Here is a 25,356-nt window from a genome sequence, read left to right as displayed (position 1 = left end):
CCCCCTTACGGCCTACCATCTACTATCTGCTGTAGATGGGGAAGCGCTTGGTGAGCGCCAACACCTCCTCGCGCACCTTGGCCTCGACGGCGGAATTGTCACCGCCCTGGGCCAGGCCGTCGACCACCTCGGCGATCATCTCGCCGATCCGCTTGAACTCGGCGGTCCCGAAGCCGCGGGTCGTGCCGGCCGGAGTGCCCAGGCGCAGGCCCGAGGTCTGCATGGGCGGAAGCGGGTCGAAGGGGATGCCGTTCTTGTTGCAGGTGATGTGGGCCCGCTCCAGGGCTTCCTCGGCCGCCGCGCCGGTCACCTCCTTGGGCGTCAGGTCCACCAGCATCAGGTGGCTGTCGGTCCCGCCGGAAACGATCTTCAGCCCGCCGGCGGCCAGCGCCTCGGCCAGGACCTGGGCGTTCTCCTTGACCTGGCGCGCGTAGACCTTGAACTCCGGCCGCAGGGCCTCGCCGAAGGCCACCGCCTTGGCGGCGATCACGTGCATCAGCGGCCCGCCCTGCAGGCCGGGGAAGACGGCCGAGTCGATCTTCTTGGCCAGCTTCTTGTCGTTGGTCAGGATCATCCCGCCGCGCGGCCCGCGCAGGGTCTTGTGGGTGGTGGTGGTGACCACGTGGGCGTGGGGGAACGGATTGGGATAGGCGCCGGCCACGATCAGGCCCGCGTAGTGCGCCACGTCGGCCATCAGGATGGCGTCGACGCTGTCGGCGATCTCGCGGAAGCGGGCGAAGTCGATGTGACGGCTGTAAGCCGAGCCGCCGGCGATGATCACCTTGGGCTTTTCGGCGAGCGCGATTTCGGCGGCTTGATCGTAGTCGATCAGGTGATCCTGGGTGCGCACGGTATAGGCCACGGGCCGGAACCACTTGCCCGACTGGTTCAGCGCCATGCCGTGGGTCAGGTGGCCGCCGGCGGCCAGGTTCATGCCCATGAAGGTGTCGCCGGGCTGCATGGTGGCCATGAAGACCGCCTGGTTGGCCTGGCTGCCGGAGTGCGGCTGCACATTGGCGAACTCGCAGCCGAAGAGCTGCTTGGCGCGCTCGATGGCCAGGCTCTCGGCCACGTCGACCACCTCGCAGCCGCCGTAGTAGCGCCTGCCCGGATAGCCCTCGGCGTACTTGTTGGTGAGCACCGAGCCCTGCGCCTCCAGCACGGCGCGGGAGACGATGTTCTCGGAGGCGATCAGTTCGATCTGGTCCTGCTGACGCGCCAGTTCACGACCGAGCACGTCGGCCAGGGCCGGATCCGTCTCGGCCACGTTGGCGGAGAAGAAGGCGTCGAGCGAGGGCGCGGCGGGGGCATGGACGGTCACGGCGGGCCTTTCAGGCGAATTCATGGAACGCGTTGAGGCGCGCTCTTTACCCCCAACCGGGCCGCGATCCAATCCGCCGACTGAACACGGGAACGATCGGACGTGGCCGACGTTGTGGCTGGGCGGCATGGCGGCGCCGTCGACCCGCGCGTAGGCAGTCGAACCCTGGAGTGACAATGGGGGACCAGATGAGTGTGGAGGCCGAAGCCGAGGGGCCCTCTGGCGCGGATCAACTCCGCTTGGTCTCGGAGATCGTGGCCGCCTTCGTCAGCCGCAACGCGGTCGCGCCCGAAGCGGTGCCGGACCTGATCCGCTCGGTGAATCAGGCGCTCTCGGGCCTGACCGCCGCCGCCTCCAGCCCCACGCCGGAAGAACGCCCCCGCCCCGCCGTGCCGATCAGCAAGTCGGTGCAGCACGACTACATCGTCTGCCTGGAGGACGGGAAGCGCCTGAAGATGCTCAAGCGCTACCTTCGCTCGCGCTATGACATGAGCCCGGAGGAATACCGCCGGCGCTGGAACCTGGCGCCCGACTATCCGATGGTCGCGCCGGCCTACGCGGCGCGCCGCTCCGATTTCGCCAAGAAGATCGGCCTGGGCCGGGGCGTGCGCCGCCGCAGCTAGGCCGCGTAGCCGCCCACGCGCTTGATGTTGCAGTGCGCCCACAGGCGCTCGAGCGCGTCGGCCAGATCGTCCATCATCCGGTCGTCGTGCGCCGGCGACGGCGTGAAGCGCAGCCGCTCGGTGCCGCGCGGCACGGTGGGATAGTTGATCGGCTGGACGTAGATCCCGTAGTCGGTGAGCAGGATGTCCGAGATCATCTTGCAGTGGACGGGATCGCCCACGAGCACCGGCACGATGTGGCTGACCGAGGGCATCACCGGCAGGCCGGCCTGGGCCAGCCGCGCCTTCAGCGCCGCGGCGCGGGCCTGGTGGGCGACGCGCACCTCGTTGTGTTCCTTCAGCCACCGAATCGAGGCCACCGCCCCGGCGGCCAGGGCCGGCGGCAGCGAGGTGGTGAAGATGAAGCCGTCGGCGTAGCTGCGGATGGCGTCGACGATCACCGGATCGGCGGCGATGTAGCCGCCCATCACGCCGAACGCCTTGCCCAGCGTGCCTTCGATGATGTCGATCTGGTCCATCACCCCGTCGCGCTCGGCCACGCCCGCGCCGCGGGGGCCGTACATGCCGACGGCGTGCACCTCGTCGAGGTAGGTCATGGCGCCGTACTTCTTGGCCAGCGCCACCGTGCCCTTCATGTCGGCGATGTCGCCGTCCATGGAATAGACGCTCTCGAAGGCGATCAGCTTGGGCGCGTCGGCCGGCGCGGCGGCCAGCAGGCTTTCCAGATGCTCCAGGTCGTTGTGCCGGAACACGCGGCGCTGCTCGCGCCCGCCGGCCCGGATGCCGGAGATCATCGAGTTGTGGTTCAACTCGTCGGAGAAGATGATCAGGCCCGGCAGGATCTTGTAGAGGGTCGACAGCGACGCCTCGTTGGAGACGTAGCCGGAGGTGAACAGGAGCGCCGCGTCCTTGCCATGCAGGTCGGCGAGCTCGCGCTCCAGCTCGACGTGATAGCGGGTGGTGCCGGAGATGTTGCGCGTGCCGCCCGAACCGGCGCCGGCTTCCTCGATGGCCTGGTGCATGGCGTCGAGCACGACCGGGTTCTGCCCCTGGCCGAGGTAGTCGTTGGAGCACCACACCACGACCTCGCTCTGGGAGCCGTCGGCCTGGGTCCAGGTGGCGCGGGGGAACTCGCCTCGGTGACGCTTCAGATCGGCGAAAACGCGGTAACGTCCTTCAGCGCGGACCTTGTCCAGCGCGTCACGGAAGGCGGCCTTGTAATCCATCGAACAAAAACTCCGGTCGCGCGCGCCGGGCCCCTTTTCCTTGTGACGGCTTTTCGCACCGCCATGCCGGCTTGTCTACAAGACGGCGCGTCGCGGGCGCTTGATCTGCATCAATAGAAAATGGGCCCGCCGACGGTGTTCGGCTAGGTCGGCGCGTTGCCGCGAAGCATTTGCAGAATCGCGGAAAAGTCCTTGGAGCCCCCGCCGAGACGATCGAACAGCGCATAGAGCCCCTCGGCCTGGGCGCCCATCGGCGCGGCGGCGCCCGACTTGGCGGCGGCCTCCTGCGCCAGCTTCAGGTCCTTCAACATCATCGCCGTGGCGAATCCCCCGGCGTAGTCGCGGTTGGATGGGGCGGCGGGCACCGGGCCCGGCCAGGGGCAATAGCTGGTCAGGCTCCAGCACTGGCCGGACGACTGGGCGGCGATGTCGAAGAACCGCGCCGGGTCCAGGCCCAGCTTCTCGGCGAGCGCGATGGCCTCGCACGTCCCGATCATCGAAATGCCGAGCAGCATGTTGTTGCAGATCTTCGCCGCCTGCCCTGCTCCGTGGTCGCCGGCGCGGAACACCACCCGCGACATCGGCTTGATCACCGCCTCGACCTCGGCGAAGTCGGGCTCGTCGCAGCCGACCATGAAGGCCAGGGTCCCGGCCTCGGCCGCCGCCGTGCCGCCGGAGACCGGCGCGTCGGCGAAGCGGAAGCCGGCGCCTTTGGCCTGGGCCGCCACGGCGCGGGCGCTCTCCACGTCGATGGTCGAGCAATCGATCAGCAGCGCGCTCTTGGGCGCATGCGCCAGCACCTGCTCGCCGTAGACCGAGCGCACGTGCGGGCCGGCCGGAAGCATGGTGATCACCGCGTCCGCCCCGGCCACCGCCTCGGCCACCGAGGCGGCCGGCGCGCAACCGGCCGCCTTCGCCTTCTCCAGGGCCGCCGACGACAGGTCGAACGCGGCCACCGCGCGGCCGGCCTTGGCCTGGTTGGCGGCCATGCCGCCGCCCATGTTGCCCAGGCCGATGAAGGCGATCTTCATTGGGAACTCCCTAGTTATTCCGGCTTCTTGAACTTGTAGATGAACTGATCGGTGTGGCCGCGGATCACCGGGTCGAACACCTTCAGAGTGTGCTCGTCGGCCGGGTTGCGCAGGGCGTCGTCCTCGCCGACGAAGACGAAGCCGGCGGCCTCGACCTCCCTCTTGACGATGGCCGGATCGATGCGGTGCAGCTCGTCGGCGCTGGTGATCGGGCTGCCCGGCGCGGCGGCGTGGTCGAGCACCACGTAGAGGCCGCCCGGCTTCAGCGAATCGAAGACCGCCTTGTTCACCTTGGCGACGTCCAGATGCAGCCGGCTCAGATGCAGGTCGTGGTAGTTCTGCGAGGTCCAGATCAGGTCGGCCTTCTGCGGCAGGCTCAGGCTCTCGAACTGGGCGGCGACCACCTGCACGTTGCCATAGGCCGGATCGGCGGCGATGCCGGCGACCGCCGGCGGCTTGTCGCCGTTGGCCTGGGCCTCGCTGATCACGGCGAACACCTTGCCGTCGGCGCCCACCGCCTTGGAGAAGATGCGGGTGAAGTAGCCCCCGCCGGGCAGGAAGTCGGCCACCACCTCGCCCGGATGGACCTCGGCGAAGGCCATCATCTCGGCGGGCTTGCGCTCGGCGTCGCGGGCGACGTCGGCCTCCGGACGGGCTGGATCGGCGACGGCCTTGGCGATCACCTCGTCCGCCGCAGCGGCCGGCGCGGAGACGGCGGCGCCGGCGGTCAGGGCCAGGGCGGCGACGGCCGCGAGCATCAGGCGTTTGGTCATGGAGTTCCTCCCAGGATCAGATCGGGCGCCGCAGCGCCCCGCTCTACGCATCCGCTAATCCAGAGGCGACCACTCCTCGGCCGCAGGCAAAGGCGCGAAGATCGCGTCGAGCATCGCCTCGCCGACCCCGGACACGGTCGGCGGATTCCATTTAGGACTGTTGTCCTTGTCGACAATGACAGCCCTGACACCTTCGAGGAAATCCGGAAGCTGAACGACCCGGGCGCCGATGCGGTACTCCATGCGCATGTTCTCCGCGAAGGTCTTGGCCTGGCCGCCGAGCTTGAGCTGGCGGAAGGCGACCTTCATCGTCTGCGGCGACTTCGTCGCGAGAACGTCGAGCTGGACCTTGGACCAGTCGGACCCGTCGGCCTTCAGCGCCGCCAGGATCGCCTCGACGCTTTCGCCGCCGAACAGGTGATCGACCTGGTCCTGGTGCTCGGCGAAGGCCGGCCGGCCGGCGTCGCCCTCGTACTCGGTGAGCAGGGTCTCGATCGCGCCCGGATCGGCGACGATCGCGGCCTTCAGCGCCTCGACCCGCCCGCTGTCGACGAAGTCGGTGGCCACGCCCAGGAGCTCGCAGTCGGCCGCCCTGATCCGCGCGCCCGTGAGCGCCAGCCACAGGCCCGCATGGCCCGGCATCCTGGGCAGGAACCAGCCGCCGCCGACGTCGGGGAAGAGGCCGATGCCCGTCTCCGGCATGGCGAAGACCGTGCGCTCGGTCGCCACCCGGTAGCGGGCGGGCATGGACAGCCCCACGCCGCCGCCCATGGTGATCCCGTCCATGATCGCCACCACCGGCTTGGGATATTCGAACAACAGGTGGTTCAGCCGGTACTCGACGAAGAAGAACTCGCGCGCCTGCCGGCCGTCGCCCGCGCCGCTCTCGGCCAGCATGCGGATGTCGCCGCCGGCGCAGAAGCCGCGCTCGCCCGAGTGGTCGAGCAGAACCAGCTCCACGGCCGGGTCGGACCGCCAGGCCAGCAGCGCCTCGGTCATCTGGCGGCACATGGCCGTGTTCAACGCATGCAGCGCCTTTGGGCGGTTCAGCGTGATGCGCCCGACGCGGCCCTCGACGCGGGTGAGGACTTCAGCCTCGCTCATTGACGGAACATCTCCCGGGCGATGATGACGCGCATGATCTCGTTGGTTCCCTCCAGGATCTGGTGGACGCGAAGGTCGCGCACGACGCGCTCCAGCGGATAGTCCTTCAGATAGCCGTAGCCGCCGTGGAGCTGCAGGGCCTGATTGGCCACCTCGAAGCCGGCGTCGGTGGCGAAGCGCTTGGCCATGGCGCACAGCTTGGTCGCCGCCGGATCGCGCCGGTCCAGGGCGTCCGCGCCCCGCCGCACCATCAGGCGCGCGGCCTCCAGCTCGGTGGCCATGTCGGCGATCTTGAACTGCAGGGCCTGGAAATCGGCCAGCGGCCGGCCGAACTGCTTGCGCTCGGTCAGGTAGGCCCTGGCCGTCTCCAGGGCGAAGGCCGCCCCCCCCAGCGAGCAGGCGGCGATGTTCAGCCGCCCGCCGTCCAGTCCCATCATGGCGAAGCGGAAGCCCTCGCCTTCCTCGCCGATGCGGTTGGCGACCGGCACGCGGACGTTGTCGAAGTTGACCTGGGCGGTCGGCTGGGCGTTCCAGCCCATCTTGCGCTCCTGGGCGCCGAAGGAGACGCCGGGCAGGTCCTTGTCGATCACCAGGGTGGAGACGCCCTTGGCTCCCTCCCCGCCGGTGCGCACCATCACGACATAGACGTCGGAGGTTCCCGCGCCGGAGATGAAGGCCTTGGAGCCGTTGACCACATAGGAGTCGCCGTCCAGCCGCGCCGTGGTGCGCAGGGCCGCCGCGTCCGACCCCGAGCCGGGCTCGGTCAGGCAGTAGCTGGCGATCAGCTCCATCGCCGTCAGTTTCGGCAGGTAGCGGGCGCGCAGGTCGGCCGAGCCGAACCGGTCGATCATCCACGAGGCCATGTTGTGGATCGACAGGAAGGCGGCCACGGCCACGTCGCCGTAGGACAAGGCCTCGAAGATGATCGCCGCGTCCAGCCGCCCCAGCGCCGAGCCGCCCACGTCCTCGCCCACGTAGATGCCGGCGAAGCCGAGCTCGGCGGCCTGGCGCAGGACGTCGACCGGAAAGATCTTCTCCTCGTCCCAGCGCGCCGAATGCGGCGCCAGCTCGGCGGCGGCGAAGGCCCGGGCGGCGTCCTCGATCGCGCGTTGGTCGTCTGTCAGGCTGAAGTCCATGGGTTTCCCGCTGTTGGCGCGTCTTCTCCCGGACTCGCCGTTGCGGCTTGAGGAACTGTCCGCGCTGAAGCACCATGTCAACCTGGATGGGCCGTGCGGAGGGGGCGATGACCTCTGACTCGAGCGTCGGACGCGCCAATGAAACGGCGAGGAACCTGGCCCTGGTCAACTACGGGCTGCTGTTCGCCGCGATCTTCTTCGCCGGCGTGCCGGCCCTGATCGCCGTGATCATCGCCTACGCCCAGCGCGACGAGTGCGATCCGAAGCTGCGCAGCCACCACGACTTCCAGATCCGCATCTTCTGGGTGGCCTTCGCCCTGACGCTGGCGGCCGGGATCTGCTTCCTGGCCGCCCTGGTCAGCGGCGTCGCCGAACTCTTCCAGTACACCCAGGCCAACGGCTGGGACACTCTGGGCGAGATCCGGATCGACCTGTCGCAACTGACGATCGACGGCGCGATCGTCGGTCTGGTGGTGGCCTCGCTGGTGCTCACCTTCCTGTGCGCGGTCTGGCTGATCGCCGCGCCGGCCTTCGGCTTCATCAGGCTTGCATCGGAGCGGGGGATCGGCCACCACGGCCAGCCATGAGCCTGCCCCCCCTCGCCGCTTACCCCGCCCTGCGCATGCGCCGTCTGCGCCAGGCGGACTGGATCCGCCGCCTCGTGCGCGAAACCGTGCTGACGCCCGCCGACCTGATCTGGTCGATGGTGGTGCACGAGGGCGAGGGCCGCGTGCCGGTGGCCTCGATGCCGGGCATCGAGCGGCTGTCGGTGGCCGAGGCCGCCAAGGCGGCGGTGGAGGCCCGTGACCTGGGCATTCCGGCCATCGCCATCTTCCCGCACATCGACGGCGCCAGGAAGGACGCCTTGGGCACGGCCGCGGCCGATCCGGACGGCCTGATCGCCCAGGCGGTCAAGGCGATGAAGGACGCCGCCCCCGAGGTCGGGATCATGTGCGACGTGGCGCTGGACCCCTTCACCGATCACGGCCACGACGGCGTGCTCGAGAACGGCAAGGTGCTGAACGAGGCGACGATCGAGCGGCTGGTGGCCCAGGGGCTGATGCAGGCCCAAGCCGGCGCCGACATCCTGGCGCCGTCCGACATGATGGACGGCCGCTGCGGGATCCTCAGGCGCGAGCTGGAGGGCGCGGGCCTGCAGGACGTGATGATCATGTCCTATGCGGCCAAGTACGCCTCGGCCTTCTACGGGCCGTACCGGGACGCGATCGGCTCGGGCAAGCTGGGCACCGGCTCCGTCGAGAATCCGGGCGACAAGAAGACCTACCAGATGGACCCGGCCAACACCGAGGAGGCCCTGCGCGAGGTGGCCCTCGACATCGCCGAGGGCGCCGACATGGTGATGGTCAAGCCGGGCATGCCCTATCTCGACATCGTGCGGCGCGTGGTCGAGACCTTCTCCATGCCCACCTTCGCGTTCCAGGTGTCGGGCGAGTACGCCATGATCATGGCCGCCGCCCGCAACGGCTGGCTGGATGAGGAACGCTCGATCCTGGAGAGCCTGTCGGCCTTCAAGCGAGCCGGCGCGGCCGGCGTGATCACCTATTTCGCCCCGCGCGCGGCGCGGATGCTGGGCGCTTGACGCCCGTCGAGGTCGTCACGGCGCTGATCCGCGACGACCAGGGCCGCCTGCTGGTGGTGCGAAAGCGCGGGACCGAGCGGTTCATGCTGCCCGGCGGCAAGGCCGAAGCCGGCGAAGCGGCCGCCGACACCCTGGCGCGCGAGCTTTCCGAGGAACTCGGGCTGGCGCTGGTCCAGGCCCGCTCGTTCGGCGTGTTCGAGGCCGACGCCGCCAACGAGCCGGGACGCCGGGTGATCGGCCACGTTCATCACGCCCTGACGACCGGCGCGCCGGCGCCGGCGGCCGAGATCACCGAGATGCGCTGGATCGCGCTCGCCCCGCCCTACCCCGTGGCGCTGGCGCCGCTGCTTGAGACGCAGATCCTGCCGGCGCTGATCGCGGTCAGTCCATCATCCGGCTGAGGAAGACGGCGAACTCGCCCTCCTGGTCGGTGCCGTCGTAGACGGTCAGGTCCAGGCCCGTGATCTGGAACCCCATGGCCTTCATCGCCTCGATGCCCGGCAGGTTGCGGTTGCCGGTCATCAGCCAGATGTGCAGGGCGCCGCGGCGCGCGGCCTCGGCCTGGACCGCCTGCATCAGCTCCCAGCCGACGCCCTTGCGGCGCGAATGGGCGTCCACGTAGAAGTGCTCGATCGTCAGGCGCCGGTTGTCGGGCTCGAAGCCGGTGGCGGCGAAGCCGCAGATCGCGTCGTCCTCGATGGCCACCCAGGCGCTGTCCCACGGCTCATCGCGCAGGAACAGGCCCTCCAGGTCGAAGCGCTTGGTCGCCCGATCGCCCATGATCAGGAACTCGAAACCCGTCTCTCCGGGGATCGCGGCCAGGATCGCGTCGGTCTCGACGCTGGCGTCCAGCGCCTCGACGGCGTCGGCGTCCTGCGGCAGGCGGATCGGACGCACCTCGCTCACGGCCGCCCCGCCCCTTCGTTCATCGAATCCACGCCGTCCTCCGCCGCCTTGTCCGCAACCGCATCTTAACGAGCCGCGCGCACCTTGCGGCTCGAAACACGCTTAACACCGAGTCACCCATGGCGCTCAGCAGCGAAGCCCCAATCGTCATCAAGAAGGTGAAGAAGGGCGGCGGCCACGGCCACCATGGCGGCGCCTGGAAGGTCGCCTACGCCGACTTCGTGACCGCCATGATGGCCTTCTTCCTGCTGATGTGGCTGATCAACACCACCAGCCCGGAACAGAAGCGCGGCATCGCCGACTATTTCGCCCCGGCCAGCGTCTCGGAAACCACCTCCGGCTCCGGCGGCATCCTGGGCGGCACGGCGCTGGGCCAGGACGGCGCCAAGGCCGCCGGCTCCATGTCCGTGATCGAGGAGATGCAGCCCGAAGTGACCGACCCCAGCGAGGGCAAGACCCAGGACGCCTCCACCTCGGCGCTCAACAACACCAGCACCGACGCCCTGCGCGAGGCGCTGCAGAAGCGCGAGCAGGCCGCCTTCGAGTCGGCCGCCCAGTCGCTGCGCCAGGCCATGCAGGACATGCCCGAGCTGGCGGAGCTGTCGAAGAACATCCTGATCGACCAGACCCCCGAGGGGCTGCGCATCCAGCTCGTCGACCAGGAAGGCCGCTCGATGTTCGACGAGGGCTCGGCCCAGCCGAACCAGCGCGCGCGCCTGCTGCTGCGGGCCGTGGCCAAGGTGATCAACCAGTTGCCGAACCGCATCAGCATCTCCGGCCACACCTCCACCGACCAGAACGGGGCGCGCGCCGACGGCGACTGGCCGCTCTCGGCCGCGCGGGCCGACAGCTCGCGCCGGGTGCTGCAGGCCGCCGGCGTCGATCCGGACCGCATCTACCAGGTCTCCGGCAAGGCCAACTCCGAGCCGCTCTATCCCGACGACCCGACCCTGCCCGGCAATCGACGCATCGCCATCGTTCTGTTGCGCGAGGCGCCCGTTCTTCCACCGGATCACGGCCTATGACGCCTGTGGCGTTACAGCGCTTGCGCAAGCTGAGCTCATGACGCCTAATTAGGCTAGGGCGTATTGGTTTGAGGGCGATCGCAGGTCCGTGACGCAACACTTCCCGACGCGACAGCTCCGGTTCTTCCTGACCGCGCCCTCGCCGTGTCCGTATCTGCCCGATCGGCATGAGCGCAAAGTGTTCGCGCACCTGCCGCTGTCGGACGGCGCCTCGGTGAACGACTCGCTGACCCAGGTGGGCTTCCGCCGCTCCCAGAACATCGCCTACCGCCCGGCCTGCGAGGCCTGCCAGGCCTGCATCTCCGCGCGCATCCCGGCGAAGGACTACGTGTTCTCCCGCTCCGAGCGGCGCGTGCTGGCGCGCAACGAGGACGTCGAGCGCCATCTGGTCGAGGCCGAGGCGACCATGGAGCAGTTCGACCTGCTGCGCCGCTATCTCCTCGCCCGCCACGCCGACGGCGGCATGGCCGAGATGACCTGGCCCGACTACGTGGCCATGGTCGAGGACACGGCGGTGCGCACGCACATCATCGAATACCGCCAGCGCTCCGAGGACGGCGGCCCCGGCGACCTGATCGCCTGCGCCCTGGTCGACCTGATGCACGACGGCCTGTCGCTGGTCTACAGCTTCTACGATCCGGCGATGACGCGGCGCAGCCTGGGCTCCTTCGTGATCCTGGACCACATCGTCCAGGCCTGCCTGACCGCCATGCCCTACGTCTACCTGGGCTATTGGGTGCGCGGCTCCGAGAAGATGGACTACAAGATCCGCTTCTCGCCGCTGGAGCTGCTGCGGCCCGAGGGCTGGAGCCTCTATTCCGCCCGCGACCGGATTCCGCCGCGCGCCGCCGAATAGACGACGCCGTCTCCCCGCTTTCCACACGCGCCGGCCACGCTCGTCCCCAGGCGGGTGGAAGCTGTACATCGACCGCGGGCGGACGGGTTGATATAATAATCATCATGAACTCGCGTGGATTTTGGGCATGGCGCAGCAGCTTCGTCTGAGGCTCAGGCGTCCGCGCTCGTACCGGCGCGAGGAGTTCATCATCGGCCCTTCCAACGCGCACGCCGTCGCGCGGCTGGACGCCTGGCCGAACTGGCATCTGGGCTGCCTGGCGCTGGTCGGCCCCGAGGGCGTGGGCAAGACCCATCTGGCGCGCGCCTGGGCCGAGGTCGCCGGCGCGGTGGTGCTGGACCGCGAGGCGCCGGACCTGGCCGCCGCGGCCGGCCACCCCGTGCTGATCGAGGACGTCGACCAGGGCGTCGACGACGAGGCGCTGTTCCACCTGATCAACATGGCCGGACGGGAGGGATCGGGCCTGCTGCTCACCGCGCGCAGCGCCCCGGCCTCGTGGCCCGCCGCCCTGCCCGACCTGCGCTCGCGCCTCAACGCGCTGCCCGTCGTCGAGATCGAGGAGCCTGACGATCAGGTGCTCGAGGGCGTGTTGCGGAAATTCTTCCGAGAACGGAGCATTCGCGCGCCCAAGGACGTCTTTCCCTATCTTCTGCGCCGCATGCGGAGATCAATCCCGCATGCGCGCGAGATTGTCCGCCGCATCGACGAAGTGGCGGATGACGAGCAACGCCCTATTTCAAGAACGCTTGCACGACAGATTCTTGAAGATGATGCGGAGAATCTTGACCTTTTCGAGTGAAGACTTGTTTCCCGCATTTGTCGGCGCCAGAACGGGTCGCCACACGCGCCCGAGGAGCTTTCGCCGATGAACAACCCCGCGCCGATCGAGACCCTGGCGGCGAAAGAGGAGTCCAAGCCGCTGGCCTGGAACGCCGAACTGGCGGCCTCGCCGGACCGGTTCTTCAATCGCGAACTGTCGTGGCTGGCGTTCAATCGCCGGGTGCTGGAGGAAAGCAAGAACCCGCGCCACCCGCTCCTTGAGCGCCTGCGGTTCCTGTCCATCTGCGCCAACAACCTCGACGAATTCTACATGGTGCGCGTGGCCGGCCTGAAGGCGCAGGTGCGCGAAGGCGTGCGCGTGCTCAGCCAGGACGGCCTGACGCCCGCCGAGCAGCTCGAGCGCGTCAACGCCGAGGCCGCCCTCTTGATGGCCGACCAGCAGACCCGCTGGCGCCAGCTCTGCATCGAACTCGCCGGCCAGGGGCTGCATCTGCTGGCGGCCTCGGACGTGCCGCTGACCTCCCGCTCGATGCTGGAGGAGGCGTTCCTGACCCGCCTGTTCCCGGTGCTGACGCCGCTGGCGATCGACCCGGCCCACCCCTTCCCGTTCATCCCGAACCTGGCGTTCTCGCTGGTGCTGAAGCTGCGCCGCAAGTCCGACGCCAAGCTGCTCTACGCCCTGGTGCCGATCCCGGCGCAGGTGGCGCGCTTCTGGGACGTGCCGGCGCCCAGGGGCGGCCGCCGCGGCAAAGCCGACCGGCGCTTCGTCTCGCTCGAGGGCCTGGTCGCCCTGTTCCTCGACCACCTGTTCCCCGATTGCGACGTGGAGGCGCAGGGCGTTTTCCGCCTGATCCGCGACAGCGACGTGGAAATCGAGGAAGAGGCCGAAGACCTGGTGCGCGAGTTCGAGGCCCGCCTCAAGCAGCGGCGGCTGGGTTCGGTGGTGCGCGTCGAGATCGAGGCGGCGATGCCCGAGGAGCTGCGCGACTTCATCGTCGGCAACCTGCACGCCCAGCCCGAGGACGTGATCCTCATCGACGGCCTGCTCGGCCTGGACGAGCTGTCGCAGATCATTCCGTCCGACCGGCCCGACCTGAAGTTCAAGCCGTTCCAGCCGCGCTTCCCCGAGCGCATCCGCGACCACGCCGGCGACTGCTTCGCCGCGATCCGCGAGAAGGACATCCTGGTCCACCACCCGTTCGAGAGCTTCGACGTGGTGGTGCAGTTCCTGCGCCAGGCCGCGCGCGACCCCAACGTCCTGGCCATCAAGCAGACGCTCTACCGCACCTCCTCCGACAGCCCGATCGTCGCCGCGCTGATCGAGGCCGCCGACAACGGCAAGAACGTCACCGCCCTGGTGGAGATCAAGGCCCGCTTCGACGAGGAAGCCAACCTGAAGTGGGCCCGCGACCTGGAGCGGGCCGGCGTGCACGTGGTCTTCGGCTTCGTGGAGTACAAGACCCACGCCAAGCTCTCGATGGTGGTGCGTCGCGAAGGCGACCAGTTGCGCACCTACTGCCACTTCGGCACGGGCAACTACCACCCGGTGACGGCGCGCATCTACACCGACCTGTCGCTGTTCACCACCGACCCGGCGCTCGGTCGGGATTCGGCCAAGCTCTTCAATTACATCACCGGGTATGCTCGTCCGGACTCGCTGGAAAAGCTGTCGTTCTCGCCGATCACCATGAAGCACGACCTGCTGGCCCTGATCGGGGTGGAGGTCGCCAACGCCAAGGCGGGCAAGCCGGCGGCGATCTGGGCCAAGCTGAACTCGCTGGTGGACCCGGAAGTCATCGACGCGCTCTACGGCGCGAGCCAGGCGGGGGTTTCCATCGACCTGGTGATCCGCGGCATCTGCTGCCTGCGGCCGGGCATCGCCGGCCTGTCGGACAACATCCGCGTCAAGTCGATCGTCGGCCGTTTCCTTGAGCACGCCCGCATCGTGGCCTTCGCCAACGGCGCGCCGATGCCCTCGTCCGAGGCGCGGGTGTTCATCTCCTCGGCCGACTGGATGCCGCGCAACCTCGACCGCCGCGTCGAGGCGCTGACGCCGGTGGAGAATCCCACCGTCCACCAGCAGGTTCTGCAGCAGATCATGGTGGCCAACCTGAAAGATGAAGCGCAAAGCTGGACCCTGGACGCCGACGGCGGCTATAGCCGTGATCCGTCCTGGAACCATCCAAGCGCTTTTTCGGCGCACGAGTACTTCATGACCAATCCCAGCCTCTCCGGACGGGGACAGAGGGTGAAGGACATGCCGCGCGCGATCGATCATGTGGCGTCACGCGCTTAGCGAACCCAGTCCCAAGCCGGCCCCGGCCGAGACCGGCCGCCAAGCGGCCGTCATCGACATCGGATCGAACTCGGTGCGCCTTGTCGTCTACCGGGTCGAGGGCCGGGCGCTGTGGACCGTCTTCAACGAAAAGGCCCTGGCCGGCCTGGGCCGCGACCTGGTCTCGACCGGGCGGCTCTCGCCCGAGGGCGTCGAGGTGGCGGTCGCCGCCCTGCGCCGCTTCAGCGCGGTGCTGGACGGCTGGCATCCCTCGGCCATGCACGTGGTCGCGACCGCCGCGGTGCGCGAGGCCGAGGACGGGCCCGACTTCCTGCGCCGGGTGCGCGAGGAGACCGGCCTGGAGGCCCGCGTCCTGTCCGGCCCCGAGGAGGCCCGCTACGCCGCGCTCGGCGTCATCGCCGGCCAGCCCGACGCCGACGGCGTGGTGGGCGACATGGGCGGGGCGAGCCTGGAACTGGTCCGCCTGGAGCACGGCGCGCCCGGAGAGGGCGCCACCCTGCCGCTCGGCCCGTTCGCGCTGGGCGCGCCCAAGGCGCTGAGCGTCGATCCCGTGCGCAAGGCCGTCGACGCGGCGCTGGCCCCCTACGCCAAGCGCTTCCGCGCCCAGGAGTTCCACGCCGTCGGCGGCGCCTGGCGCAACCTGGCCCTGCTGCACATGGCCATGGCGAACTATCCGCTGCGGGTGGCCCACCAGTACCAGATGAGCCGCGCCGACGCGGTGGACGTGGCCCGCTTCGTCGCCCGCCAGTCGCGCCACTCGCTGGAAGGCATCGAGGGCCTGTCCAAGAAGCGGATGGAGACCCTGCCCTACGCCGCCCTGGTGCTGGAGGCGCTGATCGACCACCTGCGCCTGCAGCGCGTCGTGGTCAGCGCCTACGGCGTTCGCGAGGGCCTGCTGCTGGAGGCCATGTCGCCGGAAGTGCGCCGGCGCGAGCCCCTGCTGGAGGGCTGCGCGGCCCTGACCGCCGGCCGCGGCCTGACGCCGGAACTCGGCCCGGCGCTGGAGCGCTGGCTCGGCCCGGCCCTGTCGAGCCTGCCGCCGCTGTTCGGAGGCCGCGACTCGATCCTGATCGCCGCGGCCTGCCGCCTGGCCGACCTCGGCTCGCGCCTGCACCCGGACCACCGGGGCTCGCTGGTGTTCGACCAAGTGCTGCGCGCGCCGATCGCGGGCATGAACCACGCCGAGCGCGCGTTCCTGGCCTGCGCCGCGTTCGCCCGGCATTCGGGCTCGAACACCACGCCGGAGCCCGACACCATCAGCCGGGTGCTGTCGGGCGAGCGGCGCCAGCGCGCCCGCGCCCTGGGCTCGGCGATCCGGCTGGGCTGCGACCTGTCCGGCCGCAACGCCGAACTGCTGGCGCGCACCACCCTGGCCATCGACGGCGAGACCTTGAAGCTCACCGCCGATCCCGGCTGGGCCGACATGCTGCTGGGCGAACAGACCGCCAAGCGCGCGGCGACCCTGGCCTCGACCCTGAAGGTGGATCTGTCGCTGACCTGAGCGGTCAGAAGATCACCTTCTCCTCGCCGAACCACAGCGGCGACCTGGAAAGATCGACGAACTTCTTCTCGTCCTCCAGCAGCAGCCGGCCGGCCTCCTGGGCGGCGGGATCGGCGTTGCGCGCGGCCAGGTCCTCAAGGCTCGCCCACCAGAGCTGGGCCACGCCGTCATACGGCTCCGGCGCGCCGCGACTGGCGCGGATCGGCGCAGACACGTCGTCCGGCAGGCTGTGGAGCTGCACGTAGCGCTGGATGCGCAACGGCTCGCGCAAGCTGGCGACCAGCGGCGCGTGCTTGTTGAACCAGTAGTCCTGGAACGCCTCTCGGCTGAGGTGCGGCAGGCGGACGAGCGCGAAGGTGAGCTTGATCATGGCGCCATCCTGCCGTCCGGCGCCGACCTTGCCTACTGGGCGGCGGCCTTGGCCTTCGGCGCGCGGCGCACCTCGACGACGCGCACGCGCGAGCCGTCCAGCACCAGGGCCAGCTCGCCGCGCTTCAGCTTCAGCGCGTCCTCGCCGAACGCCTCGCGCCGCCAGCCGGTCAGCGCCGGGGTCTTGGCGTTGTCGTCGTTGGCGATCTGCTCCAGGTCGGCGACCGTGGCGATCAGCTTGGAGGCCACGCCGGCGTCCTCGGCCCGCGCCTTCAAGAGCACCTTCAGCAGCTCCACCACCGCGCCGGCCGCCGGGAACGACGGGCCCTTGGCCTTCTCGATCACCGGGGCGTAGGCCTCCGGATCCTTCAGGGCCTCGCGCACGGCGGTCAGGAGGTCAGGCCCGAACCGCGAGCCGGAAAAGCCCTTGGGCACCGAGCGCAGCCGGTCCAGCGCGTCGGCGTCCGCCGGCGTCTGCGTGGCGATCTCGTCGATCGCCTCGTCCTTCAAGATGCGGCCTCGCGGCTGGTCCCGCATCTGGGCGGTGCGCTCGCGCCAGGCGGCGACGGCGCGGAAGACCGCCAGGTACTTGGCCGTGTGCCGGCGCGGCTTCAGGCGGCGCCAGGCGTTCTCCGGGTCGACGTCGTAGTTGGCCGGGTCGGTGAGATTGACCATCTCGTCGGTCACCCAGGCCAGCCGGCCCTCCTTCTCCAGCCGGCCGCGCAGCATGGGGAAGAGCTCGGCCAGGTGCGTCACGTCGGCCAGGGCGTAGGAGAGCTGGGCGTCGGTGAGCGGCCGGCGCGCCCAGTCGGTGAAGCGGCTGGACTTGTCGATCTCGATCTTCAGCATCTGCCGCACGAGGGCGTCGTAGGCGATCTGCTCGCCGAAGCCGGCGGCCATGCCGGCCACCTGGGTGTCGAACAGCGGCCGCGGCATGGCCTTTAGGTTGTTGAAGATCTCCACGTCCTGGCGGGCGGCGTGGAACACCTTCGGGATCGCCTCGTCGCGCAGGACGGCCAGGAACGGCTCCAGGTCGATGCCCTCGGCCAGCGGGTCGATCACCGCTTCGGCGCTGGGCGCAGCGGCCTGGATGAGGCACAGTTTGGGCCAGTACGTGGTCTCGCGCATGAACTCTGTGTCCACGGCGACGAAGGGCTGGCCCTTCAACTGATCGCAAAACGCCGCCAGTTCGGCGGTGGTGGTAATCGGCGTCATCGGCTAGCTATAGCCCCGCGCGCGCCCGAGTCTGCAAGCGCGCGATACGTCTCAGCGCCTTTTCTCGAGAATTCCGCTCCATGACTGATCGACCGAACGGCCTCACCTACGCCCAGGCCGGGGTGGACATCGATGCGGGCAATGCGCTGGTGGACCGCATCAAGCCGCTGGCCAAGGCCACGCGCCGGCCCGGCGCGGAGGCCTCGCTCGGCGGCTTCGGCGCGCTGTTCGACCTGAAGGCCGCCGGCTACGCCGATCCGCTCCTGGTCACCACCACCGACGGGGTGGGCACCAAGCTGAAGATCGCCATCGACACCGGCCTGCATGACACCGTCGGCATCGACCTGGTGGGCATGTGCGTCAACGACCTGTTGGCCCAGGGCGCCGAGCCGCTGATGTTCCTGGACTACTTCGCCACCGGAAAGCTCGACGTGGACGCCGCGGCCAAGGTCGTGGCCGGCATCGCCGAGGGTTGCCTGCAGGCCGGCGCGGCCCTGGTGGGCGGCGAGACCGCCGAGATGCCCGGCATGTACGCCGAGGGCGACTACGACCTGGCCGGCTTCTCCGTCGGCGCGGTCGACCGCGACAAGGTGCTGCCGCGGCTGGCGGACCAGGCGGCCGGCGACATCCTGATCGGCCTGGGCTCGTCGGGGCCGCATTCCAACGGCTATTCGCTGATCCGCCGGATCGTCGAGCGCTCGGGCCTGGCCTGGGACGCACCCGCCCCCTTCGAGCCGGGCAAGACGCTGGCCCAGGCGCTGATGGCCCCGACGCGCATCTACGTCAAAAGCGTGGTGCCGCTGATCAAGGCCGGCCTGATCAAGGGCCTGGCGCACATCACCGGCGGCGGTCTGATCGAGAACCCGCCCCGGGCCATCGCCGAGGGTCTCGCCGCCGAGTTCGACTGGGACGCCTGGAGCCTGCCGGCCGTGTTCGCCTGGCTGCAGGAGACCGGCGGCGTGGCCGAGGAAGAGATGCGGCGCACCTTCAACTGCGGCGTCGGCATGGTGCTGATCGTCGCCCCGGACCACGCGCCCGAGGTGCTGTCGTCCCTGCTCGAGGCCGGAGAGGAAGTGTTCGTCTGCGGCCAGCTCGCCGCGGCGTAGCGCGCAAACGAAAAGCCCCGGCCTTTCGACCGGGGCTTGAATTCTTCGAGCTCTGGCTCGGCTCAGCCGACGATCTGGTCGTCGGTGAAGAACTGGGCGATCTCGATCGCGGCGTTCTCCTGGCTGTCGGAGCCGTGCACCGAGTTTTCGCCGACGTTCAGGGCGTAGGCCTTGCGGATGGTGCCTTCGGCGGCCTGCTCGGGGTTGGTGGCGCCCATGATCTCACGGTACTTGGCCACGGCGCCGGCGCCTTCCAGCACCTGCACCACCACCGGGGCGGACGTCATCTGAGCCACCAGCTCGCCGTAGAACGGGCGCTCCTTGTGGACTTCATAGAACTTCTTGGCCTGGGCTTCGGTCATGCGGATGCGGCGCTGAGCGACGATGCGCAGGCCCGCATCTTCGATCATCGCGTTGATCTTGCCAGTCAGGTTCCGGCTGGTGGCGTCCGGCTTGATGATCGAGAAGGTGCGTTCGGTCATGGCTCTTGTCGTGGCGTTTTTCTGTACAGACTACGCGGGGAGTCGCGAGGTGGCGGGCTTATAGCCGCCCGCTCCGGCCCCGCCAAGGCGACGCCGCGTTATTCCCTCGCGACGGGAGCGCCCGTCTCTGCTATGGACCCGCCCCAGGTCAGGCGGGCGGCGGCTTCAAGACATATCTGACCTTCGCAACGCGGCGGCGACAGCCGGTCCGCGCGTCATCTATTTTGTCCGCAAGTTTCCCATGCTTCAGATCCGTGAACTCGTCTTCGACGCCTGGGGGCGCCGCTTCTTCGACGAGGCTTCCGTCTCCCTGCCCAAGGACGCCAAGGTCGGCCTGGTCGGCCGCAACGGCGCGGGCAAGTCGACGCTCTTCAAGCTGATCCTGGGCCAGCTCACCATCGGCGGCGGCGAGATCTCGCTGCCCAAGGCCGCCCGCATCGGCTCGGTGGACCAGGAGCACCCGGCCACCCCGGTCTCGCTGCTCGACACCGTGCTGGAGGCCGACGTCGAGCGGGCCGGCCTGCTCGCCGAACTGGAGACCGCCCCGCCCGAGCGGATGGGCGAGATCTACGCCCGGCTGATCGAGATCGACGCCGACCGGGCGCCCTCGCGCGCGGCCGAGATCCTGTCGGGCCTGGGCTTCTCCAACGCCGACCTCGCCCGCCCCATGGCCGAGTTCTCCGGCGGCTGGCGCATGCGCGTGGCCCTGGCTGCGGCCCTGTTCGCCGAGCCGGATCTGCTTCTGCTCGACGAGCCGACCAACTATCTGGACCTGGAAGGCGCCCTCTGGCTGGAGGCGCGGTTGCGCAAGTACCCGCACTCGGCCGTGATCATCAGCCACGACCGGGAGATCCTGAACAATTCCTGCGACCACATCCTGTACCTGAACCAGGGCAAGCTGGAACTCTATACCGGCGGCTACGACTCCTTCGAAGCTCAGCGGTCCGAGAAGCTTCGCCTGCAGGAGGCCACCCGCGCCAAGATCGAAGCCCAGCGGGCGCACATGCAGGCGTTCGTCGACCGCTTCCGCTACAAGGCCTCCAAGGCGACCCAGGCCCAGTCGCGCCTGAAGATGATCGCCAAGCTGCCGCCGATCTCGGCCGTGCTGCGCGAGCATACGGCCGACTTCGTGCTGCCCTCGCCCGACCGGCCGCTGGCGCCGCCGCTGCTGCGGGTGGAAGGCGGGAGCGTGGGCTACGGCGGCCCGCCGATCCTGAAGAACCTCAACCTGCGCCTGGACGTGGACGACCGCATCGGCCTCCTGGGCGTCAACGGGGCCGGCAAGTCCACCTTCGCCAAGCTGGTGGCGGGCGCGCTGAACCTCGACGAAGGCGAACTGGTCCGCAGCCCGCGCATGCGCGCCGGCTGGTTCCACCAGCACCAGATCGAGGCGCTCGATCCGGACGACACGCCGCTCGACATCATCCGGCGCATCCTGCCGGAGGAGACCGAGGCCAAGCGGCGCTCGCGCCTGGCCCAGTTCGGCCTGGGCCACGAGAAGGTCGAGACCAAGGTGGCGAACCTGTCCGGCGGCGAGCGGGCGCGGCTGCTGCTGAACCTCGTGGCGATGGAAGCTCCGCACCTCCTGATCCTCGACGAGCCGACCAACCACCTGGACATCGACAGCCGCCGGGCGCTGCTGGACGCGCTGAACGACTACGAAGGCGCGGTGATCCTGATCACCCACGACCGCTCGCTGATGGAGCTGGTGGCCGACCGGCTGTGGCTGGCCGCCGACGGCACGATCACGCCGTTCGACGGCGACATGGAAGACTACGCCCGCTACGTGCTGGAGCGCGCCAGGGCCGCGGCGCGCGCGCCCACCCAGGTGGCCGCGCCCCCGCCTCCGCCCAAGCCCGAGCCGGTCAAGCGCGCCAAGGTCCCCAGCGGGCCGGCCCGCCGCCGGGCCGAAGCCGCCGAGGCGGCGCTGGCCAAGGCCACCGAGACCCTGGCGCGGATCGATGCGGCCCTGACCGATCCGGACATCTTCGCCAAGAACCCGGCCAAGGCCGCCGACCTCGGCCGCCAGCGGGACGCCGCCCAGGCCGCGCTCGCCAAGGCCGAGGCCGAATGGCTGGAGGCGGCCGAAGCCTACGAGGCGATCCGGGAGTCCTGAGCGCGGCGCTCGAAGAGGATCGTCTCGTCGCCGTGGTAGACGCTGCGGGCGTATTCGCGGAACCCGACCTTGCGGGCGAGCGCGATGGACGGGGCGTTGTCCGGGGCGATGATGCAGACCGTGCGCGCGCCGCCGAACGCGTGATCGCCCCAGGCCATCAGAGCGCTCACGGCCTCGGAGCCGAATCCCTTGCCATGAGACCAGGGCGCGAGCACCCAGCCGGCCTCGGGCGCGTCGCCCAGCGGCGGGTCGATGGCGCGGTGGAAGTCGGCGAAACCCACCTCGCCGACGAAGCGGCCGGTGGCGGTCTCGCGCGCCACCCAGTAGCCGAAGCCCTTCAGGAGCCAGTGGCCCGGATAGCGCAGCAGCCGCGACCAGACCTCCTCCTCGGTGAACGGCCGCCCGCCGATGAACCGGGTCACCTGCGGATCGCTCCACATGGCCGCGCTGTCGGCGAAGTCGTCCAGGGTGTGGGCCGCCAGGGTGAGGCGTTCGGTCTTAAGCGTGGGCGCGGACGCTGGCATATGGAGCGCTTCTCCTGGCAAGCTTGAGCGTCAGAACCCTAGCCGGAATCCGTCCGTGTCGTCGCACGTCTTCAACAGCCCCGGCCCGCAAGCCCGCGCATGACCCAGGCGCTGGCGCTCTATCTGGCCGCCGTGAACGCGGCGGCCTTCTTCCTGTTCGCCGCCGACAAGCGCAGGGCGATCCGCGACGAGCGGCGCATTCCGGAGCGGGAACTGCTGACCTGCGCCGCGCTGGGCGGGGTGTTCGGCGCGGTCGCGGCCCAACAGATCTTCCGCCACAAGACCCGCAAGGAGCCGTTCCGCAGCGTCCTTTGGGCGATCCTGGCGGCGTGGGCGGCGCTCGGGCTCTGGCTGCTCTACCGCTGAGGCGGCGTCAGCCGCATTTGACCTCCTTCACGATCCCGGTCTCGGCGTCGAAGAAGAAGTTCAGCCGCTTGGGATTGAAGTCCATCGTGATGGCGCAGGTGGTGCAGGCCACCCGCTGCAGGGCCACGTCGACGGGCACCGGAATCTCCGTGCGCGGGCGGCCGACGAAGCGCTGGGCGGCTGTCGCGCCGCACAGGTCGGGGGGCGGTGGAGGCGACGGCGGGGGCGGTGGAGGTTGCGGGGGCTCTGCCGGCGGTTCGGGCGGCGGCGCGGGCGGCTCGCTGGCGCAGCCCGCCAGCACCAGGACTGCGATCGCGCACGCCGGGGCCCGCCATCCGTTCATGCCTGTTTCTCCCACCCTCTGGCCATCTGCCGCCAGTACGAGGCGGACAGGCCCTTGGCCTTGATCGTGCGCCACTGCGCCCGCGCCTTGGCCAGCGCCGCTTCGTCGCGGCCGTCGAACAGGACGACGCAGCGGGTGTAGCCGGAAAGCTCGCCCTCCTCCGCGCCGTCGATCAGGAACAGCGCCTGGGCGGCGTTGGGGTTGTCGAAGCCGGTGGTCAGCAGCACGGGCTGGCGCGCCGCGCCCGGCTCGTCGTCCGGCGCATGCGGCAGGAAGCTGTCGTCGCGGTAGCTCCAGAGCCAGCCGTCCAGGTGCTCGATCCGCTCGCCCTCGCGCGCGCGGACGACGGCGCGCCAGCCCCTGGCCAGGGTCTTCTCCAGAAGCTCCGGCAGGACCTGGTCCAGTCCGGACCGTTCCAGGTGATAGAACCAGACCTCGCAGGCGGGCTCGGACATGCCCCTACCTATCAGCCGTCCAACTGGTCCGCCAAGGCGGCGAGCGCGCCGGCGACGGCGGCGGCGTGGGTGACGATCGCCAGATGGTGCAGCGGAAGCTGGATCACCGGCCAGCCCAGCCGCCCGGCGATCCTGGCTTCGGCGTCGTAGGCGCCGCTGAGCCGCAGGTAGGCCGCCGGTCCGGACAGCTCGAGCGCCGGGGCGGCCTCCTCGAAATAGGTGATCGGGAGCGGCTCCAGCTCGCTGAGCACGGCCTCGCGCGCGGCCTCGTCGGGCACCAGGCGCGCCAGGGCGCCCGGCGGCCACCAGCCGTCCCACGACGGCAGGAGCCCCTGTTGCGCGCCGGCGCGAAGTTGGTCGCGCAAGGCCGCCGGCGCAGTGTCGAACCAACTCTTGCCCGGATGCGGCAGGATGGCGTCGACGAAGACCACCTGGGCGAATCGGCCCTGGGCCGCGGCCAGGGCGGCCGGAACCGCCGCCCCCGCCCCGCTGTGCGCCACCAGCACGTCCCCCGCGGCGCCGGCGGCCCGCGCCGCCGCCTCCCCGAGGGCCGGATAGTAGTCGTCCTCGATCTCCAGCAGGGACGGCAGGCGCGCGACCACGGCCTCGTGGCCCAGCTCGGCCAGGGCGGCGGCGACCGCGGCCCAGCTCGCCGGGCCGAGCAGCGGACTGGGCGCGAGGACGAAGCGCACGGCCCCGCCCTAGCCTTCGTACTTGTCGGCCACCATGCGGTTGAGCAGACGCACGCCGTAGCCGGTGGCGCCTTCCGGGATGGTCGGCACGCTGGAGGGCTTCTTCCAGGCGGTGGAGGCGATGTCCAGGTGCGCCCACGGCAGGTCGTTGACGAACTTCTTCAGGAACAGCGCCGCGGTGATCGAGCCGCCCGGCCGGCCGCCGGTGTTCTTCACGTCGGCGATCATGCTCTCGATCTGCTTGTCGTAGGCCGCCGGCAGCGGCATGCGCCACAGGGGCTCGCCCTCGGCCTTCGAGGCGGCCAGAAGGTTTTCCGACAACTCGTCGTTATTGCTGAACAAGCCGGCGTAGTCGTTGCCGAGCGAGATGATGATCGCGCCCGTCAGGGTGGCGAGATCCACCATGAACTTCGGCTTGAATTCGCGCTGGGTGTACCAGAGCGCGTCGGCCAGCACGAGCCGGCCCTCGGCGTCGGTGTTGATCACCTCGATGGTCTGGCCGGACATGGAGGTCACCACGTCGCCCGGACGCTGGGCGTTGCCGTCCGGCATGTTCTCCACCAGGCCCACCACGCCCACGGCGTTCACCTTGGCCTTGCGGGCGGCCAGCACGTGCATCAGGCCGGAGACGGCGGCCGCGCCGCCCATGTCCCATTTCATGTCTTCCATGCCGTCGGCGGGCTTAAGGCTGATGCCGCCGGTGTCGAAGCAGACGCCCTTGCCGACGAAGGCCACCGGCTGGGCCGCCGGATCGGCCGCGCCGTTCCAGCGCATCACCACTAGCTGGCTCTCGCGCCCGCTGCCCTGCCCCACGCCCAGCAGCGAGCCCATGCCGAGATCCTTCATCTCGGCCTCGCCCAGGATGCTCACCTCCAGGCCCAGGCCCTCCAGGGCCTTGAGCCGCCGCGCGAACTCCACCGGGTAGAGCACGTTGGCCGGTTCGGACACCAGGTCGCGGGCGAAGGCCACCGCGTCGGCCAGGGCCGCCTGGTCGGCGAAGGCGGCCAGCGCGGCGTCGGGATCGGCCGCGACGATCTCGGTCATGGTGATGGAGGGCTTCTTCTCGGCCGGCTCCTTGGTGCGGTAGCGGTCGAAGCGGTAGGCCGCCAGGCGCGCGCCCAGGGCGGCGTGGACGGCCCCCCGTTCGGCGGCCGGATCGGCGAAGGCGATGCGCAGCACCTCCAGGCCGGAAGCCTTCACGGCGCTATAGCCGGAGGCCGCGGCGTGCTCGGCGGCGATGTCGTCCCAAGCCTCGCGCTTGCCCGCGCCCACCAGGACGATTCGGCCGGCCGGCGCGCCCGTGGGGGACAGCAGGTCCAGCGTCTGGCCCTTGCCGCCGGTGAAGCGCGTGTTCGCCAGCGCCCGGGTCAGGGCGCCGCCGCTCGCCTTGTCGATATCCGCGGCCGAACCGGACAGGACTTCGCCCTCGAACACGATGACGGCCAGGGCGGCCTTTTCGGGCGCTGCGGCCTCGAACTTGACGAACTCGATCTCCATTCGGCTCTCTCAA

At 69.9% G+C, this 25,356-nt stretch carries 27 protein-coding genes; 12 read left to right on the top strand and 15 right to left on the bottom strand.

The window, feature by feature from the left end:
- Nucleotides 1-22: 22 nt before the first annotated feature.
- A complete protein-coding gene (gene glyA, locus ACE3TA_RS02740; protein ID WP_374570208.1) occupies nucleotides 23-1,321 on the bottom strand; it encodes a serine hydroxymethyltransferase in 1,299 nt (432 codons plus the stop codon).
- 176 nt (nucleotides 1,322-1,497) lie between these two features.
- Between glyA and ACE3TA_RS02735 the strand changes: the two genes are divergently transcribed.
- Nucleotides 1,498-1,944 (top strand): MucR family transcriptional regulator, encoded by a 447-nt coding sequence (locus tag ACE3TA_RS02735; protein ID WP_374570206.1) that lies wholly within the window; start codon nucleotides 1,498-1,500, stop codon nucleotides 1,942-1,944.
- Here the strand turns inward: ACE3TA_RS02735 and hemA are convergent.
- The 5 genes from hemA to ACE3TA_RS02710 all read right to left on the bottom strand — a co-directional run bounded on the left by hemA (nucleotide 1,941) and on the right by ACE3TA_RS02710 (nucleotide 7,214).
- A complete protein-coding gene (hemA, locus tag ACE3TA_RS02730; protein ID WP_374570204.1) occupies nucleotides 1,941-3,170 on the bottom strand; it encodes a 5-aminolevulinate synthase in 1,230 nt (409 codons plus the stop codon). The two genes, ACE3TA_RS02735 and hemA, sit on opposite strands and share 4 nt — an antisense overlap.
- Nucleotides 3,171-3,313: 143 nt before the next feature.
- Complete coding sequence (gene mmsB / locus ACE3TA_RS02725; protein ID WP_374570202.1) at nucleotides 3,314-4,201, bottom strand: 3-hydroxyisobutyrate dehydrogenase; 888 nt, start codon at nucleotides 4,199-4,201, stop codon at nucleotides 3,314-3,316.
- A 14-nt stretch (nucleotides 4,202-4,215) separates the two neighbouring features.
- Nucleotides 4,216-4,974: a class I SAM-dependent methyltransferase gene (locus ACE3TA_RS02720; RefSeq protein ID WP_374570200.1), complete on the bottom strand. Its 759-nt coding sequence runs from the start codon at nucleotides 4,972-4,974 to the stop codon at nucleotides 4,216-4,218.
- 54 nt (nucleotides 4,975-5,028) lie between these two features.
- On the bottom strand, nucleotides 5,029-6,078 hold the full coding sequence (locus ACE3TA_RS02715) for an enoyl-CoA hydratase/isomerase family protein (RefSeq protein ID WP_374570198.1): 1,050 nt from the start codon (nucleotides 6,076-6,078) through the stop codon (nucleotides 5,029-5,031).
- Complete coding sequence (locus ACE3TA_RS02710; RefSeq protein ID WP_374570196.1) at nucleotides 6,075-7,214, bottom strand: isobutyryl-CoA dehydrogenase; 1,140 nt, start codon at nucleotides 7,212-7,214, stop codon at nucleotides 6,075-6,077. Before ACE3TA_RS02710 ends, ACE3TA_RS02715 begins: the two co-directional genes overlap by 4 nt.
- Before the next feature lie 107 nt (nucleotides 7,215-7,321).
- Between ACE3TA_RS02710 and ACE3TA_RS02705 the strand changes: the two genes are divergently transcribed.
- Genes ACE3TA_RS02705 through ACE3TA_RS02695 form a run of 3 tightly spaced genes read left to right on the top strand, consistent with a single transcriptional unit; the run spans nucleotide 7,322 to nucleotide 9,215 of the window.
- Nucleotides 7,322-7,801, top strand: coding sequence for a hypothetical protein (locus ACE3TA_RS02705; RefSeq protein ID WP_374570194.1), 480 nt, complete (start codon nucleotides 7,322-7,324; stop codon nucleotides 7,799-7,801).
- On the top strand, nucleotides 7,798-8,814 hold the full coding sequence (gene hemB / locus ACE3TA_RS02700) for a porphobilinogen synthase (protein ID WP_374570191.1): 1,017 nt from the start codon (nucleotides 7,798-7,800) through the stop codon (nucleotides 8,812-8,814). Before ACE3TA_RS02705 ends, hemB begins: the two co-directional genes overlap by 4 nt.
- Entirely contained in the window at nucleotides 8,811-9,215 is a 405-nt protein-coding gene (locus ACE3TA_RS02695; RefSeq protein ID WP_374570189.1) for an NUDIX domain-containing protein, read from the top strand. Before hemB ends, ACE3TA_RS02695 begins: the two co-directional genes overlap by 4 nt.
- On the opposite strand, the gene ACE3TA_RS02690 is transcribed toward ACE3TA_RS02695, so the two are convergent.
- Nucleotides 9,196-9,720 (bottom strand): GNAT family N-acetyltransferase, encoded by a 525-nt coding sequence (locus tag ACE3TA_RS02690; RefSeq protein ID WP_374570187.1) that lies wholly within the window; start codon nucleotides 9,718-9,720, stop codon nucleotides 9,196-9,198. The two genes, ACE3TA_RS02695 and ACE3TA_RS02690, sit on opposite strands and share 20 nt — an antisense overlap.
- A gap of 119 nt (nucleotides 9,721-9,839) precedes the next feature.
- Here ACE3TA_RS02690 and ACE3TA_RS02685 point away from each other — a divergent pair, with 119 nt between their 5' ends.
- The 5 genes from ACE3TA_RS02685 (at nucleotide 9,840) to ACE3TA_RS02665 (ending at nucleotide 16,178) form a co-directional block, all read left to right on the top strand.
- Nucleotides 9,840-10,745 (top strand): flagellar motor protein MotB, encoded by a 906-nt coding sequence (locus tag ACE3TA_RS02685; protein WP_374570185.1) that lies wholly within the window; start codon nucleotides 9,840-9,842, stop codon nucleotides 10,743-10,745.
- Nucleotides 10,746-10,833: 88 nt separating this feature from the next.
- Entirely contained in the window at nucleotides 10,834-11,601 is a 768-nt protein-coding gene (locus tag ACE3TA_RS02680; RefSeq protein WP_374570183.1) for an arginyltransferase, read from the top strand.
- A 127-nt stretch (nucleotides 11,602-11,728) separates the two neighbouring features.
- On the top strand, nucleotides 11,729-12,400 hold the full coding sequence (locus tag ACE3TA_RS02675) for a chromosomal replication initiator DnaA (RefSeq protein WP_374570181.1): 672 nt from the start codon (nucleotides 11,729-11,731) through the stop codon (nucleotides 12,398-12,400).
- Between the two features lie 66 nt (nucleotides 12,401-12,466).
- Nucleotides 12,467-14,677 (top strand): RNA degradosome polyphosphate kinase, encoded by a 2,211-nt coding sequence (locus ACE3TA_RS02670; RefSeq protein WP_374570179.1) that lies wholly within the window; start codon nucleotides 12,467-12,469, stop codon nucleotides 14,675-14,677.
- Nucleotides 14,658-16,178, top strand: a complete 1,521-nt coding sequence (locus tag ACE3TA_RS02665) for a Ppx/GppA family phosphatase (RefSeq protein WP_374570177.1) — start codon at nucleotides 14,658-14,660, stop codon at nucleotides 16,176-16,178. The genes ACE3TA_RS02670 and ACE3TA_RS02665 overlap by 20 nt, the downstream gene beginning before the upstream one ends.
- A 4-nt stretch (nucleotides 16,179-16,182) precedes the next feature.
- Here the strand turns inward: ACE3TA_RS02665 and ACE3TA_RS02660 are convergent, their stop codons facing one another.
- Both ACE3TA_RS02660 and rnd read right to left on the bottom strand, forming a co-directional pair.
- Complete coding sequence (locus ACE3TA_RS02660) at nucleotides 16,183-16,548, bottom strand: EthD domain-containing protein (protein WP_374570175.1); 366 nt, start codon at nucleotides 16,546-16,548, stop codon at nucleotides 16,183-16,185.
- Between the two features lie 32 nt (nucleotides 16,549-16,580).
- Nucleotides 16,581-17,762, bottom strand: a complete 1,182-nt coding sequence (rnd, locus tag ACE3TA_RS02655; protein ID WP_374570173.1) for a ribonuclease D — start codon at nucleotides 17,760-17,762, stop codon at nucleotides 16,581-16,583.
- A gap of 80 nt (nucleotides 17,763-17,842) precedes the next feature.
- On the opposite strand from rnd, the gene purM reads away from it, so the two are divergent.
- Nucleotides 17,843-18,868, top strand: a complete 1,026-nt coding sequence (gene purM, locus ACE3TA_RS02650; protein ID WP_374570171.1) for a phosphoribosylformylglycinamidine cyclo-ligase — start codon at nucleotides 17,843-17,845, stop codon at nucleotides 18,866-18,868.
- 62 nt (nucleotides 18,869-18,930) lie between these two features.
- Here purM and ndk read toward each other — a convergent pair whose 3' ends face one another.
- A complete protein-coding gene (gene ndk, locus ACE3TA_RS02645) occupies nucleotides 18,931-19,350 on the bottom strand; it encodes a nucleoside-diphosphate kinase (RefSeq protein ID WP_374570169.1) in 420 nt (139 codons plus the stop codon).
- Nucleotides 19,351-19,591: 241 nt separating this feature from the next.
- Here ndk and ACE3TA_RS02640 point away from each other — a divergent pair, with 241 nt between their 5' ends.
- On the top strand, nucleotides 19,592-21,466 hold the full coding sequence (locus tag ACE3TA_RS02640) for an ABC-F family ATP-binding cassette domain-containing protein (protein WP_374570167.1): 1,875 nt from the start codon (nucleotides 19,592-19,594) through the stop codon (nucleotides 21,464-21,466).
- Here ACE3TA_RS02640 and ACE3TA_RS02635 read toward each other — a convergent pair.
- Nucleotides 21,442-21,990: a GNAT family N-acetyltransferase gene (locus ACE3TA_RS02635; RefSeq protein WP_374570165.1), complete on the bottom strand. Its 549-nt coding sequence runs from the start codon at nucleotides 21,988-21,990 to the stop codon at nucleotides 21,442-21,444. The two genes, ACE3TA_RS02640 and ACE3TA_RS02635, sit on opposite strands and share 25 nt — an antisense overlap.
- 99 nt (nucleotides 21,991-22,089) lie before the next feature.
- Between ACE3TA_RS02635 and ACE3TA_RS02630 the strand changes: the two genes are divergently transcribed.
- The gene (locus tag ACE3TA_RS02630; protein WP_374570163.1) at nucleotides 22,090-22,356 is read left to right on the top strand and encodes a DUF1294 domain-containing protein; all 267 of its coding nucleotides are present in this window, start codon (nucleotides 22,090-22,092) and stop codon (nucleotides 22,354-22,356) included.
- Nucleotides 22,357-22,363: 7 nt separating this feature from the next.
- Here the strand turns inward: ACE3TA_RS02630 and ACE3TA_RS02625 are convergent, their stop codons facing one another.
- Genes ACE3TA_RS02625 through ACE3TA_RS02610 form a run of 4 tightly spaced genes read right to left on the bottom strand, consistent with a single transcriptional unit; the run spans nucleotide 22,364 to nucleotide 25,343 of the window.
- Nucleotides 22,364-22,699, bottom strand: coding sequence for a peptidase inhibitor I78 (locus tag ACE3TA_RS02625; protein ID WP_374570161.1), 336 nt, complete (start codon nucleotides 22,697-22,699; stop codon nucleotides 22,364-22,366).
- On the bottom strand, nucleotides 22,696-23,154 hold the full coding sequence (locus tag ACE3TA_RS02620; RefSeq protein ID WP_374570159.1) for a DNA polymerase III subunit chi: 459 nt from the start codon (nucleotides 23,152-23,154) through the stop codon (nucleotides 22,696-22,698). The genes ACE3TA_RS02625 and ACE3TA_RS02620 overlap by 4 nt, the downstream gene beginning before the upstream one ends.
- A gap of 11 nt (nucleotides 23,155-23,165) precedes the next feature.
- Entirely contained in the window at nucleotides 23,166-23,846 is a 681-nt protein-coding gene (locus tag ACE3TA_RS02615) for a hypothetical protein (protein WP_374570157.1), read from the bottom strand.
- A gap of 9 nt (nucleotides 23,847-23,855) precedes the next feature.
- Entirely contained in the window at nucleotides 23,856-25,343 is a 1,488-nt protein-coding gene (locus ACE3TA_RS02610; protein WP_374570155.1) for a leucyl aminopeptidase, read from the bottom strand.
- Nucleotides 25,344-25,356 lie beyond the last annotated feature (13 nt).

Origin of the sequence: Phenylobacterium sp. (assembly GCF_041916435.1) — a bacterium.
Taxonomy (GTDB): Bacteria; Pseudomonadota; Alphaproteobacteria; order Caulobacterales; family Caulobacteraceae; genus Phenylobacterium.
The sequence above is the reverse complement of the archived record's forward strand: the minus strand, read 5'-3'. Positions and strand labels throughout refer to the sequence as shown.

What these genes read in the sequence shown, in the direction of transcription:
- ACE3TA_RS02665 (WP_374570177.1), top strand. Translation starts at nt 14,658, where the DNA reads ATGTGGCGTCACGCGCTTAGCGAACCCAGTCCCAAGCCGGCCCCGGCC.
- ACE3TA_RS02630 (WP_374570163.1), top strand. Translation starts at nt 22,090, where the DNA reads ATGACCCAGGCGCTGGCGCTCTATCTGGCCGCCGTGAACGCGGCGGCC.
- hemA (WP_374570204.1), bottom strand. Translation starts at nt 3,170, where the DNA reads ATGGATTACAAGGCCGCCTTCCGTGACGCGCTGGACAAGGTCCGCGCT.
- purM (WP_374570171.1), top strand. Translation starts at nt 17,843, where the DNA reads ATGACTGATCGACCGAACGGCCTCACCTACGCCCAGGCCGGGGTGGAC.
- mmsB (WP_374570202.1), bottom strand. Translation starts at nt 4,201, where the DNA reads ATGAAGATCGCCTTCATCGGCCTGGGCAACATGGGCGGCGGCATGGCC.
- ACE3TA_RS02685 (WP_374570185.1), top strand. Translation starts at nt 9,840, where the DNA reads ATGGCGCTCAGCAGCGAAGCCCCAATCGTCATCAAGAAGGTGAAGAAG.
- ACE3TA_RS02735 (WP_374570206.1), top strand. Translation starts at nt 1,498, where the DNA reads ATGGGGGACCAGATGAGTGTGGAGGCCGAAGCCGAGGGGCCCTCTGGC.
- rnd (WP_374570173.1), bottom strand. Translation starts at nt 17,762, where the DNA reads ATGACGCCGATTACCACCACCGCCGAACTGGCGGCGTTTTGCGATCAG.
- ACE3TA_RS02705 (WP_374570194.1), top strand. Translation starts at nt 7,322, where the DNA reads ATGACCTCTGACTCGAGCGTCGGACGCGCCAATGAAACGGCGAGGAAC.
- ACE3TA_RS02715 (WP_374570198.1), bottom strand. Translation starts at nt 6,078, where the DNA reads ATGAGCGAGGCTGAAGTCCTCACCCGCGTCGAGGGCCGCGTCGGGCGC.
- ACE3TA_RS02670 (WP_374570179.1), top strand. Translation starts at nt 12,467, where the DNA reads ATGAACAACCCCGCGCCGATCGAGACCCTGGCGGCGAAAGAGGAGTCC.
- ACE3TA_RS02610 (WP_374570155.1), bottom strand. Translation starts at nt 25,343, where the DNA reads ATGGAGATCGAGTTCGTCAAGTTCGAGGCCGCAGCGCCCGAAAAGGCC.
- hemB (WP_374570191.1), top strand. Translation starts at nt 7,798, where the DNA reads ATGAGCCTGCCCCCCCTCGCCGCTTACCCCGCCCTGCGCATGCGCCGT.
- ACE3TA_RS02720 (WP_374570200.1), bottom strand. Translation starts at nt 4,974, where the DNA reads ATGACCAAACGCCTGATGCTCGCGGCCGTCGCCGCCCTGGCCCTGACC.
- ACE3TA_RS02640 (WP_374570167.1), top strand. Translation starts at nt 19,592, where the DNA reads ATGCTTCAGATCCGTGAACTCGTCTTCGACGCCTGGGGGCGCCGCTTC.
- ndk (WP_374570169.1), bottom strand. Translation starts at nt 19,350, where the DNA reads ATGACCGAACGCACCTTCTCGATCATCAAGCCGGACGCCACCAGCCGG.
- ACE3TA_RS02710 (WP_374570196.1), bottom strand. Translation starts at nt 7,214, where the DNA reads ATGGACTTCAGCCTGACAGACGACCAACGCGCGATCGAGGACGCCGCC.
- ACE3TA_RS02620 (WP_374570159.1), bottom strand. Translation starts at nt 23,154, where the DNA reads ATGTCCGAGCCCGCCTGCGAGGTCTGGTTCTATCACCTGGAACGGTCC.
- ACE3TA_RS02635 (WP_374570165.1), bottom strand. Translation starts at nt 21,990, where the DNA reads ATGCCAGCGTCCGCGCCCACGCTTAAGACCGAACGCCTCACCCTGGCG.
- ACE3TA_RS02625 (WP_374570161.1), bottom strand. Translation starts at nt 22,699, where the DNA reads ATGAACGGATGGCGGGCCCCGGCGTGCGCGATCGCAGTCCTGGTGCTG.
- ACE3TA_RS02660 (WP_374570175.1), bottom strand. Translation starts at nt 16,548, where the DNA reads ATGATCAAGCTCACCTTCGCGCTCGTCCGCCTGCCGCACCTCAGCCGA.
- ACE3TA_RS02675 (WP_374570181.1), top strand. Translation starts at nt 11,729, where the DNA reads ATGGCGCAGCAGCTTCGTCTGAGGCTCAGGCGTCCGCGCTCGTACCGG.